10 protein-coding genes and 1 pseudogene are annotated in these 12996 nt (G+C 67.0%); 7 read left to right on the top strand and 4 right to left on the bottom strand.

Annotated features, from left to right (window positions below; genetic code table 11):
• Positions 1-77 precede the first annotated feature (77 nt).
• From AC07DI_RS18070 to tuf, 5 genes are all read left to right on the top strand, one after another.
• On the top strand, positions 78-3992 hold the full coding sequence (locus AC07DI_RS18070) for a DNA-directed RNA polymerase subunit beta' (RefSeq protein ID WP_478905190.1): 3915 nt from the start codon (positions 78-80) through the stop codon (positions 3990-3992).
• Positions 3993-4467: 475 nt separating this feature from the next.
• On the top strand, positions 4468-4839 hold the full coding sequence (gene rpsL / locus AC07DI_RS18065) for a 30S ribosomal protein S12 (RefSeq protein ID WP_003948652.1): 372 nt from the start codon (positions 4468-4470) through the stop codon (positions 4837-4839).
• A 2-nt stretch (positions 4840-4841) separates the two neighbouring features.
• Complete coding sequence (rpsG, locus tag AC07DI_RS18060) at positions 4842-5312, top strand: 30S ribosomal protein S7 (RefSeq protein ID WP_055553483.1); 471 nt, start codon at positions 4842-4844, stop codon at positions 5310-5312.
• A 39-nt stretch (positions 5313-5351) separates the two neighbouring features.
• Positions 5352-7478 carry an elongation factor G gene (gene fusA, locus AC07DI_RS18055; RefSeq protein ID WP_478905189.1) on the top strand — a complete coding sequence of 709 codons (2127 nt, stop codon included), beginning with the start codon at positions 5352-5354 and terminating at the stop codon, positions 7476-7478.
• A 144-nt stretch (positions 7479-7622) separates the two neighbouring features.
• Positions 7623-8816 (top strand): elongation factor Tu, encoded by a 1194-nt coding sequence (tuf, locus tag AC07DI_RS18050; RefSeq protein WP_362994426.1) that lies wholly within the window; start codon positions 7623-7625, stop codon positions 8814-8816.
• Positions 8817-8959: 143 nt separating this feature from the next.
• Here tuf and AC07DI_RS18045 read toward each other — a convergent pair whose 3' ends face one another.
• The 4 genes and pseudogenes from AC07DI_RS18045 to AC07DI_RS18030 all read right to left on the bottom strand — a co-directional run bounded on the left by AC07DI_RS18045 (position 8960) and on the right by AC07DI_RS18030 (position 11283).
• A complete protein-coding gene (locus AC07DI_RS18045) occupies positions 8960-9217 on the bottom strand; it encodes a hypothetical protein (RefSeq protein WP_478905188.1) in 258 nt (85 codons plus the stop codon).
• The gene (locus AC07DI_RS18040) at positions 9214-9561 is read right to left on the bottom strand and encodes a hypothetical protein (protein WP_384250455.1); all 348 of its coding nucleotides are present in this window, start codon (positions 9559-9561) and stop codon (positions 9214-9216) included. Before AC07DI_RS18040 ends, AC07DI_RS18045 begins: the two co-directional genes overlap by 4 nt.
• An 88-nt stretch (positions 9562-9649) precedes the next feature.
• On the bottom strand, positions 9650-10597 hold the full coding sequence (locus AC07DI_RS18035; RefSeq protein ID WP_478905187.1) for a helix-turn-helix domain-containing protein: 948 nt from the start codon (positions 10595-10597) through the stop codon (positions 9650-9652).
• Positions 10598-10811: 214 nt separating this feature from the next.
• Positions 10812-11283, bottom strand: a pseudogene (locus AC07DI_RS18030) (ATP-binding protein).
• A 737-nt stretch (positions 11284-12020) separates the two neighbouring features.
• On the opposite strand from AC07DI_RS18030, the gene rpsJ reads away from it, so the two are divergent.
• Together rpsJ and rplC are read left to right on the top strand one after the other, a co-directional pair.
• Positions 12021-12329 carry a 30S ribosomal protein S10 gene (gene rpsJ, locus AC07DI_RS18025; protein WP_003948644.1) on the top strand — a complete coding sequence of 103 codons (309 nt, stop codon included), beginning with the start codon at positions 12021-12023 and terminating at the stop codon, positions 12327-12329.
• Between the two features lie 14 nt (positions 12330-12343).
• A complete protein-coding gene (gene rplC, locus AC07DI_RS18020) occupies positions 12344-12988 on the top strand; it encodes a 50S ribosomal protein L3 (RefSeq protein ID WP_055564825.1) in 645 nt (214 codons plus the stop codon).
• Positions 12989-12996: the final 8 nt, after the last annotated feature.

The raw sequence follows: 12996 nt of genomic DNA, 5'->3' as shown, positions 1-12996 counted from the left end.
CGTGAGGCCCCGGCCCTGCCCCGGACCCGTACAGACCATGATTGAGACTCGACCCCGAAAGAGGGATTGACGACAAAGTGCTCGACGTCAACTTCTTCGACGAGCTGCGGATCGGCCTTGCCACCGCGGACGACATCCGACAGTGGTCCCACGGCGAGGTCAAGAAGCCGGAGACCATCAACTACCGCACGCTCAAGCCCGAGAAGGACGGACTCTTCTGCGAGAAGATCTTCGGCCCGACCCGGGACTGGGAGTGCTACTGCGGCAAGTACAAGCGTGTCCGCTTCAAGGGCATCATCTGTGAGCGCTGTGGCGTAGAGGTCACCCGCGCCAAGGTGCGCCGTGAGCGGATGGGCCACATTGAGCTGGCCGCGCCCGTCACGCACATCTGGTACTTCAAGGGCGTCCCGTCGCGCCTCGGCTACCTCCTCGACCTCGCCCCGAAGGACCTCGAGAAGGTCATCTACTTCGCGGCGTACATGATCACGTTCGTGGACGAGGAGCGCCGCACCCGCGACCTGCCCTCCCTGGAGGCGCACGTCTCCGTGGAGCGCCAGCAGATCGAGAACCGTCGCGACTCCGACCTGGAGGCCCGCGCCAAGAAGCTCGAGACCGACCTGGCCGAGCTTGAGGCCGAGGGCGCCAAGGCCGACGTGCGCCGCAAGGTGCGCGAAGGTGCCGAGCGCGAGATGAAGCAGCTGCGCGACCGTGCGCAGCGCGAGATCGACCGTCTGGACGAGGTCTGGTCGCGCTTCAAGAACCTCAAGGTCCAGGACCTCGAGGGCGACGAGCTGCTCTACCGCGAGCTGCGTGACCGCTTCGGCACGTACTTCGACGGCTCGATGGGTGCCGCGGCGCTTCAGAAGCGCCTGGAGTCCTTCGACCTCGACGAGGAGGCCGAGCGCCTCCGCGAGATCATCCGTACCGGCAAGGGCCAGAAGAAGACCCGTGCGCTCAAGCGCCTGAAGGTCGTCTCCGCGTTCCTGCAGACCAGCAACAGCCCCAAGGGCATGGTGCTCGACTGCGTGCCGGTCATCCCGCCGGACCTGCGTCCGATGGTGCAGCTGGACGGTGGCCGCTTCGCGACCTCCGACCTGAACGACCTGTACCGCCGCGTGATCAACCGCAACAACCGCCTGAAGCGGCTTCTCGACCTCGGCGCGCCCGAGATCATCGTGAACAACGAGAAGCGCATGCTCCAGGAGGCCGTCGACGCGCTCTTCGACAACGGCCGTCGTGGTCGCCCGGTCACGGGCCCCGGCAACCGTCCGCTGAAGTCGCTGTCCGACATGCTCAAGGGCAAGCAGGGCCGCTTCCGTCAGAACCTCCTCGGCAAGCGTGTGGACTACTCCGCGCGTTCCGTGATCGTCGTCGGTCCGCAGCTGAAGCTGCACCAGTGCGGTCTGCCGAAGGCGATGGCGCTCGAGCTCTTCAAGCCGTTCGTGATGAAGCGCCTGGTCGACCTGAACCACGCGCAGAACATCAAGAGCGCCAAGCGGATGGTCGAGCGCGGCCGCACGGTCGTGTACGACGTCCTCGAAGAGGTCATCGCGGAGCACCCGGTTCTCCTGAACCGTGCGCCCACGCTGCACCGCCTCGGCATCCAGGCCTTCGAGCCGCAGCTGGTCGAGGGCAAGGCCATCCAGATCCACCCGCTCGTCTGCACCGCGTTCAACGCGGACTTCGACGGTGACCAGATGGCCGTGCACCTGCCGCTCTCCGCGGAGGCGCAGGCCGAGGCCCGCATCCTGATGCTGTCCTCGAACAACATCCTCAAGCCCGCCGACGGCCGTCCGGTGACGATGCCGACCCAGGACATGGTCCTCGGTCTGTTCTTCCTCACCACCGACGGCGAGCTGCGGGACACCAAGGGCGAGGGCCGTGCGTTCGGTTCCACCGCCGAGGCGATGATGGCGTTCGACGCCGGCGAGCTCGCTCTCCAGTCGTCCGTCGACATCCGCTTCCCGGTGGGCACCATCCCGCCGCGCGGCTGGACCCCGCCGGTCTCCGAGGCCGGGGACGACGGCGTCGAGGAGCGGCCGTACCAGCAGGGCGACAGCTTCCGGCTGCGTACGTCGCTTGGCCGCGCGCTCTTCAACGAGCTGCTGCCCGAGGACTACCCCTTCGTCGACTACTCGGTCGGCAAGAAGCAGCTCTCCGAGATCGTCAACGACCTCGCCGAGCGCTACCCCAAGGTCATCGTGGCGGCGACGCTCGACAACCTGAAGGCGGCGGGCTTCTACTGGGCGACCCGTTCCGGCGTCACCGTGGCCATCTCCGACGTCGTGGTCCCCGCGGCCAAGAAGGAGATCGTCGCGGGCTACGAGGCGCAGGACGAGAAGGTCCAGAAGCAGTACGAGCGCGGTCTGATCACCAAGGACGAGCGCACGCAGGAGCTCATCGCGATCTGGACCAAGGCGACCAACGAGGTTGCCGAGGCGATGAACGCGAACTTCCCCAAGACGAACCCCATCTTCATGATGGTTGACTCGGGTGCCCGAGGAAACATGATGCAGATGCGGCAGATCGCCGGTATGCGTGGTCTGGTGTCGAACGCGAAGAACGAGACCATCCCGCGTCCGATCAAGGCCTCGTTCCGTGAGGGCCTCACCGTCCTCGAGTACTTCATCTCCACGCACGGTGCCCGTAAGGGTCTGGCGGACACGGCTCTGCGTACCGCCGACTCCGGTTACCTCACCCGTCGTCTGGTCGACGTCTCGCAGGACGTCATCATTCGCGAGGAGGACTGTGGCACCGAGCGCGGTCTGAAGCTCAAGATCGCGGTCAAGGGCGAGGACGGTGTGCTCCGCAAGACGGAGAACGTCGAGACCTCGGTGTACGCCCGCATGCTGGCCGAGGACGTCGTCATCGACGGCAAGGTCATCGCGCCGGCCAACGTCGACCTCGGTGACGTCCTCATCGACGCCCTGGTCGCCAACGGCGTCGAGGAGGTCAAGACCCGCTCGGTCCTGACCTGTGAGTCGGCGGTCGGCACCTGTGCCTTCTGCTACGGCCGTTCGCTCGCCACCGGCAAGCTGGTCGACATCGGTGAGGCGGTCGGCATCATCGCCGCCCAGTCCATCGGTGAGCCCGGCACGCAGCTGACGATGCGTACCTTCCACACCGGTGGTGTGGCCGGTGACGACATCACCCAGGGTCTGCCCCGTGTCGTCGAGCTCTTCGAGGCTCGTACGCCCAAGGGTGTCGCCCCGATCTCGGAGGCGGCAGGCCGCATCCGTATCGAGGAGACCGAGAAGACCAAGAAGATCGTCGTCACGCCGGACGACGGCAGCGACGAGACTCCCTTCCCGATCTCGAAGCGCGCCAAGGTCCTCGTGCGTGAGGGTGACCACGTCGAGGTGGGCCAGAAGCTCACCTTCGGTGCCACCAACCCGCACGACGTGCTGCGGATCCTCGGTCAGCGCGCGGTCCAGGTCCACCTGGTCGGCGAGGTCCAGAAGGTCTACAACAGCCAGGGCGTGTCGATCCACGACAAGCACATCGAGATCATCATCCGGCAGATGCTGCGCCGCGTGACGATCATCGAGTCCGGCGACGCGGAGCTGCTGCCGGGCGAGCTCGTCGAGCGCTCGAAGTTCGAGACCGAGAACCGTCGTGTGGTCACGGAAGGCGGCCACCCGGCCTCCGGCCGTCCGCAGCTGATGGGTATCACCAAGGCCTCGCTGGCGACGGAATCCTGGCTGTCGGCCGCCTCCTTCCAGGAGACGACCCGAGTCCTGACGGATGCGGCGATCAACGCCAAGTCCGACAGCCTCATCGGCCTCAAGGAGAACGTCATCATCGGTAAGCTCATCCCGGCCGGTACGGGTCTCTCCCGCTACCGCAACATCCGGGTCGAGCCGACCGAGGAAGCGAAGGCCGCGATGTACTCGGCCGTCGGCTACGACGACATCGACTACTCGCCCTTCGGGACGGGTTCGGGTCAGGCCGTGCCGCTGGAGGACTACGACTACGGGCCGTACAACCAGTAGTCGCGGCGAGCCAGTCGCTTGAGTCGGACTGAAGGGCGGTCATCCCGGGGACGGGGTGGCCGCCCTTCGGCGTAGGAGGCGCTCACGGCGCCGGGGCGGCCCTGGGCCGGGTCGGTCCGGGTCGGGGGCCGGTGGGCCGACGTGGTGGCCGTGAAGGGCCGTCGCCGGGCCGTGGCGGGCCAGGATGCGGGCGGCCGGGGTGTCCACGATGCGGCCAGATGCCCGGCGTGTCGCCCCCCACCGCATTTGTTTTGACCAGACTCGATGAGGTAGGTACGCTCATACCTTGTGCCTGGGGTGTGCCTGGGCTCGTGCGCGTGTCCTCAACCGCGATGCGAGTCCGTCAACGGCCACCGTGATCTGCGCCCCTTTCCGCCTTGCGGCGGGAGTCTGCAGCATTCGACACACCCGACCGCGTGGGTCGGTGATGTTCCGGGTTAGCTTTACTATTCGGCACACAGAAACCGGAGAAGTAGTGCCTACGATCCAGCAGCTGGTCCGGAAGGGCCGGCAGGACAAGGTCGAGAAGAACAAGACGCCCGCACTCGAGGGTTCGCCCCAGCGCCGTGGCGTCTGCACGCGTGTGTTCACGACCACCCCGAAGAAGCCGAACTCGGCCCTCCGTAAGGTCGCGCGTGTGCGTCTGACCTCCGGGATCGAGGTCACGGCCTACATTCCGGGTGAGGGACACAACCTGCAGGAGCACTCCATCGTGCTCGTGCGTGGTGGCCGTGTGAAGGACCTGCCTGGTGTTCGCTACAAGATCATCCGCGGTTCGCTCGACACCCAGGGTGTCAAGAACCGCAAGCAGGCCCGCAGCCGCTACGGCGCCAAGAAGGAGAAGTAAGAATGCCTCGTAAGGGCCCCGCCCCGAAGCGCCCGGTCATCATCGACCCGGTCTACGGTTCTCCTCTGGTGACCTCCCTCATCAACAAGGTGCTGCTGAACGGCAAGCGTTCCACCGCCGAGCGCATCGTCTACGGCGCCATGGAAGGCCTGAAGGAGAAGACCGGCAACGACCCGGTCATCACCCTCAAGCGCGCGCTCGAGAACATCAAGCCGACCCTCGAGGTCAAGTCCCGCCGTGTCGGTGGCGCGACCTACCAGGTCCCGATCGAGGTCAAGCCGGGCCGTGCGAACACGCTCGCCCTGCGCTGGCTGGTCGGTTACTCCCGCGCCCGTCGCGAGAAGACCATGACCGAGCGTCTGCTCAACGAGCTCCTCGACGCCTCCAACGGCCTCGGTGCCGCTGTGAAGAAGCGCGAGGACACCCACAAGATGGCCGAGTCCAACAAGGCCTTCGCGCACTACCGCTGGTAGTCGCTACCCACATCGAGACCGAGAGAAGACTGAGCCGACATGGCTACCACTTCACTTGACCTGGCCAAGGTGCGCAACATCGGCATCATGGCCCACATCGACGCGGGCAAGACGACGACCACCGAGCGGATCCTGTTCTACACCGGTGTCTCGTACAAGATCGGTGAGGTCCACGACGGCGCCGCCACGATGGACTGGATGGAGCAGGAGCAGGAGCGTGGCATCACGATCACCTCTGCTGCCACCACCTGTCACTGGCCGCTGAACGACGTCGACCACACGATCAACATCATCGACACCCCGGGCCACGTCGACTTCACCGTCGAGGTGGAGCGTTCGCTCCGCGTGCTCGACGGTGCCGTGACGGTGTTCGACGGCGTCGCCGGCGTCGAGCCCCAGTCCGAGACCGTGTGGCGTCAGGCGGACCGCTACGGCGTCCCGCGCATCTGCTTCGTCAACAAGCTCGACCGCACCGGTGCCGAGTTCCACCGTTGTGTCGACATGATCGTCGACCGCCTCGGTGCGACCCCGCTCGTCATGCAGCTGCCCATCGGCGCAGAGGCTGACTTCAAGGGCGTCGTCGACCTCGTCACGATGAAGGCCTTCGTCTGGTCCGCAGAGACCAAGATGGGCGAGGCCTACGACATCGTCGACATCCCCGCCACGCACACCGAGGCTGCCGAGGAGTACCGCGGCAAGCTGCTCGAGGCCGTCGCGGAGAACGACGAGGACATGATGGAGCTGTACCTCGAGGGCCAGGAGCCCACCGAGGAGCAGCTGTACGCGGCGATCCGTCGCATCACCATCGCGTCCGGCAAGGGCGGCGACACCACCGTCACCCCCGTCTTCTGCGGTACCGCGTTCAAGAACAAGGGCGTCCAGCCCCTGCTCGACGCGGTCGTGCGCTACCTGCCGTCCCCCCTGGACGTCGAGGCCATCGAGGGCCACGACGTCAAGGACCCGGAGACGGTCGTCAAGCGCAAGCCGTCCGACGACGAGCCGCTGTCGGCCCTCGCGTTCAAGATCGCGAGCGACCCGCACCTCGGCAAGCTCACCTTCGTCCGGATCTACTCCGGTCGCCTGGAGGCCGGCACCGCGGTGCTGAACTCCGTCAAGGGCAAGAAGGAGCGCATCGGCAAGATCTACCGCATGCACGCGAACAAGCGTGAGGAGATCGCGTCGGTGGGCGCCGGTGACATCGTCGCCGTCATGGGCCTGAAGCAGACCACCACGGGTGAGACGCTCAGTGACGACAAGAGCCCGGTGATCCTGGAGTCCATGGACTTCCCGGCGCCGGTCATCGAGGTCGCCATCGAGCCGAAGTCCAAGGGTGACCAGGAGAAGCTGGGTGTCGCCATCCAGCGTCTCTCGGAGGAGGACCCCTCCTTCCGCGTTCACTCGGACGAGGAGACCGGCCAGACCATCATCGGTGGTATGGGCGAGCTTCACCTCGAGGTGCTCGTCGACCGCATGAAGCGCGAATTCCGCGTCGAGGCGAACGTCGGCAAGCCGCAGGTGGCGTACCGCGAGACGATCCGCAAGACCGTCGAGCGCGTCGACTTCACCCACAAGAAGCAGACCGGTGGTACGGGTCAGTTCGCGAAGGTTCAGATCGCGATCGAGCCCATCACGGACGGCGACGCGTCGTACGAGTTCGTGAACAAGGTCACCGGTGGCCGCATCCCCAAGGAGTACATCCCCTCGGTGGACGCGGGTGCGCAGGAGGCCATGCAGTTCGGCATCCTGGCGGGCTACGAGATGACTGGCGTCCGCGTCACGCTCATCGACGGTGCCTACCACGAGGTCGACTCCTCCGAGCTCGCCTTCAAGATCGCCGGCTCGCAGGCCTTCAAGGAGGCCGCTCGCAAGGCCGGTCCCGTGCTGCTCGAGCCGATGATGGCCGTCGAGGTCACCACGCCCGAGGACTACATGGGCGATGTCATCGGTGACATCAACTCCCGCCGTGGCCAGATCCAGGCCATGGAGGAGCGCAGCGGTGCTCGCGTCGTGAAGGGCCTCGTGCCCCTCTCGGAGATGTTCGGCTACGTCGGAGACCTCCGCAGCAAGACGTCGGGTCGCGCAAGCTACTCAATGCAGTTCGACTCCTACGCCGAGGTTCCGCGGAACGTCGCCGAGGAGATCATCGCGAAGGCCAAGGGCGAGTAACTCACCCGAGTTCACGCTTTAGGCTTGACACCATCCGCCGGGGTTCGGAACCCCAGGGCAAGAACCCCGGCGGCTGGCTTCCCAGCAAAGATCACCTGGCGCCGATGAAGCAAGGCGTACAGAACCACTCCACAGGAGGACCCAGTGGCGAAGGCGAAGTTCGAGCGGACTAAGCCGCACGTCAACATCGGCACCATCGGTCACATTGACCACGGTAAGACGACCCTCACGGCCGCCATTACCAAGGTGCTGCACGACGCGTACCCCGACCTGAACGAGGCCTCGGCCTTCGACCAGATCGACAAGGCTCCCGAGGAGCGCCAGCGCGGTATCACGATCTCGATCGCGCACGTCGAGTACCAGACCGAGGCGCGTCACTACGCCCACGTCGACTGCCCCGGTCACGCGGACTACATCAAGAACATGATCACGGGTGCCGCGCAGATGGACGGCGCCATCCTCGTGGTCGCCGCCACCGACGGCCCGATGCCGCAGACCAAGGAGCACGTGCTCCTGGCCCGCCAGGTCGGCGTTCCGTACATCGTCGTCGCCCTGAACAAGGCCGACATGGTGGACGACGAGGAGATCCTGGAGCTCGTCGAGCTCGAGGTCCGTGAGCTCCTCTCCGAGTACGAGTTCCCGGGCGACGACCTTCCGGTCGTCAAGGTCTCCGCTCTGAAGGCCCTTGAGGGCGACAAGGAGTGGGGCCAGACCGTCCTCGACCTGATGAAGGCCGTCGACGAGTCGATCCCGGAGCCCGAGCGCGACGTCGACAAGCCGTTCCTGATGCCGATCGAGGACGTCTTCACGATCACCGGTCGTGGCACGGTCGTCACCGGTCGTATCGAGCGTGGTGTCCTCAAGGTCAACGAGACCGTCGACATCATCGGCATCAAGACCGAGAAGACCACCACCACGGTCACCGGCATCGAGATGTTCCGCAAGCTGCTCGACGAGGGCCAGGCCGGTGAGAACGTCGGTCTGCTCCTCCGTGGCATCAAGCGCGAGGACGTCGAGCGCGGCCAGGTCATCATCAAGCCCGGTTCGGTCACGCCGCACACCGAGTTCGAGGCCCAGGCCTACATCCTGTCGAAGGACGAGGGTGGCCGTCACACCCCGTTCTTCAACAACTACCGCCCGCAGTTCTACTTCCGCACCACGGACGTGACCGGCGTCGTGACCCTCCCCGAGGGCACCGAGATGGTCATGCCGGGCGACAACACCGAGATGAGCGTCGAGCTCATCCAGCCCGTCGCCATGGAAGAGGGCCTGAAGTTCGCCATCCGTGAGGGTGGCCGGACCGTCGGCGCCGGCCAGGTCACCAAGATCAACAAGTAAGTCCCCGACTTGCTTGCGGATCGGGGTAACCCGGTCGCTCTGAACTGAGCGCATCGCAGTACACGCAGTAACGGAAGGGCCCGTACGACTTCGGTCGTACGGGCCCTTTTGTGTGCGTGGTGCGCGTTGGCGCTGCTCGCGGGTCAGAAGCCCAGGTAGGTGAGCTGGACGACGTAAACGCGCTCGCTGCGTACGACAATCTGGTAGCGGAACATGCCGCCGGGGACGGTGATGTCGCCGCCCTTCGGGTCGACGTCCTTGTGGCTGCGGCCGTGTACGTGCAGCGCAGCGGCGGCTCTGACCACCTCGTCGGCCTTGCGCTCCACTTCGGCGAGGAACGCCGGTGGCGCGGTACGGGCGGCTTCTTCCGCTGCGAAGGCGTACTCCCAGCTCCAGCTCAAGCCCGTACTGCCTTCATGGCCTCGTCGAGGACAGCGCTCAGCTCACGCAGGGCTTCCCCGGCGACTGCGGCGTCTTCGTGCTCCAGGTCCCGCGTCGCGCGGGTGTGCCGGGCGGACAGGTCGGGGCGGCGCGCGATCTCGATGTCCCGGGCCCAGGTGAGGACCCAGCTCCGTACCGGGCTGAGGGACTGCCACTCGACGGCCTTGGCAAAGGCCTCGTCCTTGGTGCGCTGCATCTCCGGCAGGCGCGCCGGGGCGACGACGGCGAGGGCGGCGCGCAGGGCGTCGGGCGTGTGCTCAGGGCGGGGTGCCAGCTCGTGTCCGTGGTCGGCCTGCGTGCTCATACGGTCCTCCCGGGAGTGCACTGGCCAGGTTAGTCGCCTGTGGCTCTCGGGATGGGGGGACGCGGACATTGTTCAGTGTTTCCGCTGGTCAGTGGGTGTACGGCAGATCGGACGCCGGTTCCTCAGCCTCGCGGCAGTCGCCGCAGGACCCCGGCTCCGGGCCTCGGAAGGCGCGGTCGCAGGTGTCGCAGTTCTGGAGGGGGTGCCGGATCGCCGTCGGGGTGCGGAAGGCGGGTGCGGGTGGGAGGAGGGCCGTCAGGCGGTGGGCCAGCAGGGCGGCCGGGTGGCGCAGGTCCGTGGGTGGCAGGTCGTGCGTCAGGGCGTGGCGCACGGCCTCAAGGGTGACGTCCCGTTCCAGCCAGGCGACCACACCCGTGGTCAGGTGGGCCGTGTCGCGGGCCGTCAGGATCAGGCGCGGGTCGTGGTGGCGCAGGCCCGTGAGGAGCTGGTTCGCCTCGTCAAGGAGCGGCGGGGCCGCGCAGGTGGGGTGCGGTACCGCCGGGAGGGGACGGGGAATTTTGCGGGGTGGCGAGGGGGATGCCTGCTCGGCTCGCGCCTCTTCGGGGTGGGGCTTCGGCGACGGAGTGTGCTGCCGGGTGGTGCGTGGCTGGTTGCAGGAGGTCGTGCGGGTGACGATGCGGCCGGTGGGGGTGCGTTCGCGGTCCCGGCGCAGGTAGCCGTGTGTCTCCAGCTCACGCAGGGCCGCGGCGATACGGGTGGCTCCCTCGGGGAAGCGGGCTGCCAGCGTCTTGATGTCGACGCGGGCGCCGGTCGGCAGCGACTGGATGTGGCAGGCCAGGCCGATCGCCAGGAGGGACAGCTCCTGGTGCTGCGCGAGGTGGTTGCCGATCACCGTGAAACGGGCGGTGTGGCGGGTGTTCTCGTGGGCGATCCCGGACGGGGTGGCGGAGGCGGTGGGCCGTCGACGCGTGTCCGTTCGACCTCGGGGGTGCCGGGTCGTCGCCCGTGCGTGGGATTGATTGCCGCCAGGGGCGGACTGGGCGCGCGTGGGCGCGCTAGGGTTTTGGGTGTCCATCGGGAAGTGCCTCTTCCTCGGTGGTCAGGCCCTCGCCTCGGGATTGCCGTCCCGGCGGGGGCCGTCGCATGTCTGATGTTGTTTTCGTGTGCTGGGGCCGAGAGTAGGGCCATCAGGGGGCCGGAAAGCCAGCTGAGCCCGTGATGTTCACTCGCGGGAGTGAGCCGCCCCTGGCGGGGCCGGGTGGGGTTTGGTGGGGTGCCTTTTCTCCGTCTTACGTTCCTTGGGGAAAGGCGCCAGCGGTACCGGAGCACGAGGGGCCGGGTTCCGGTGGCGTGAGACGCAGTTCGGCCCAGACGGTCTTGCGCGGGAAGCGGTCTTCGGTCACGCCCCAGCGGTGAGTCAGGGCTTGTACGAGGAGCAGGCCGCGTCCCGATTCGGCGTCGGGGGACGGGAGTTGGGGCGTGGGAAGCCGTTCCGGGCAGGTGTCTGTCACCTCGATGCGGAGCGCCTCGGCGGTGACGTAGAGCGCGAGCGGGAAGTCACGGCCCGGTACGCGGCCGTGGACGCCAGGCGTTGGCCGCCAGCTCCGCGACGATCTGGCGGGCCGGGTCCAGCGGCAGCCCCAACGAGCGGAGTTGCTCGGTCGCGAGAAGCCGGGCGAGACGGGCTCCACGAGGCGTGGGGGAGAGCTGAACGCTGAAGCGGGCGGTGGGGCGCGGGAGTTCGACGATTTCCTGGTTCACGTCACTCAGCGTGGGCTTCGCTTCTACGCTTCGCAGTGACATCGCGGCTGCGTACGGTAACCGCCGAGGCGTTGTCCAGGGCTGTACCGGCTGTCCAGAGGGCCGCACGGGTACGCGCGCGGCCCCCGGCTGACCGTGAGGGATGCCACATGGGCCGACTTCCTGGCGTACGCCTTCACGCGCTGACGGCCCCTGGCGGGGGTCAGGGCGGTGCGGGGGGAGCGTCGCGACCCGTGAGCCCCGGAGGCCCCCGAGGGCGGGGGAGGGGCCCTCAGGGCCCGTCGGTCGGCGCCGCGCCGACCGACCCCGGGTTTGATCTCCGTCACTCACCGGGTACCCTCTTGCGCCCGATTGGCACCCGGCATGCCCCGTATGGCAGACTGTCATGGTTGCTCGGTTGAGTGCCGATGCTGCGCGCCTCCCGCCGGGAGGACCGGAAGCGAGTCCCACAGTACTCGTCGCCCCATCTGTCGAAGGCCCTGAAAAGCCCGCAGGCAGCGCTGAGGCGGACGTACGGGAATCTTTCGGGAAGTGCGGTGCGGTGGCTCGGCCAGGCGCCCGGTGGGTTTCTTCCCCCGGACCCGCGGTCATCTGGGCCGCAGCCCCTAGCAGGGATTCTCCTTCGGGAGAACTGTGTGAGCGGGACTGCGACACGCCCGACCGCGTGGGTCGGAGGAAGTAGAAAAAAGGGCCTCCCGGGAGCCAGAGCGTTCGAGACGAAGGACTACTAAGTAGCCATGGCGGGACAGAAGATCCGCATCCGGCTCAAGGCCTACGACCACGAGGTCATCGATTCCTCGGCGAAGAAGATCGTCGAGACGGTGACGCGTACTGGTGCGTCGGTCGCGGGCCCGGTGCCGCTGCCCACTGAGAAGAACGTGTACTGCGTCATCAAGTCGCCGCACAAGTACAAGGACTCGCGCGAGCACTTCGAGATGCGCACGCACAAGCGCCTGATCGACATCCTCGACCCGACCCCCAAGACCGTTGACTCGCTGATGCGCCTGGACCTTCCGGCCGGCGTTGACATCGAGATCAAGCTCTGAAGGGCGCGAAGAAGATGACCAAGCAGATCAAGGGCATCCTGGGCGAGAAGCTCGGCATGACCCAGGTCTGGGACGAGAACAACCGTGTCGTCCCGGTGACCGTGGTCAAGGCCGGACCCTGCGTCGTTACCCAGGTCCGTACGAATGACAGCGACGGCTACGAGTCGGTCCAGATCGCCTTCGGCGAGATCGACCCGCGCAAGGTGAACAAGCCCCTCAAGGGCCACTTCGCCAAGGCCGACGTGACCCCCCGTCGCCACCTCGTCGAGATCCGTACCGCTGGTGCCAGCGAGTACACCCTCGGCCAGGAGCTGACCGCCGAGACGTTCGAGGCCGGTATCAAGGTCGACGTCACCGGCAAGAGCAAGGGCAAGGGCTTCGCCGGTGTGATGAAGCGTCACAACTTCGCCGGCGGCAAGGCCTCCCACGGTGCCCACCGCGTGCACCGCAAGCCCGGTTCCATCGGTGGCTGCGCCACGCCCGGCCGTGTGTTCAAGGGCCAGCGCATGGCCGGTCGCATGGGCAGCGAGCGGGTCACCACCCAGAACCTGACCGTCCACGCCGTTGACGCGGAGAAGGGCCTGCTCCTCATCAAGGGCGCGGTTCCTGGTCCGAACGGCGGCCTCGTCCTGGTCCGTACCGCGGCCAAGGGGGCCTGAGGTAACCC

The organism is Streptomyces sp. NPDC044106, from assembly GCF_056433985.1.
The sequence above is the reverse complement of the archived record's forward strand: the minus strand, read 5'-3'. Positions and strand labels throughout refer to the sequence as shown.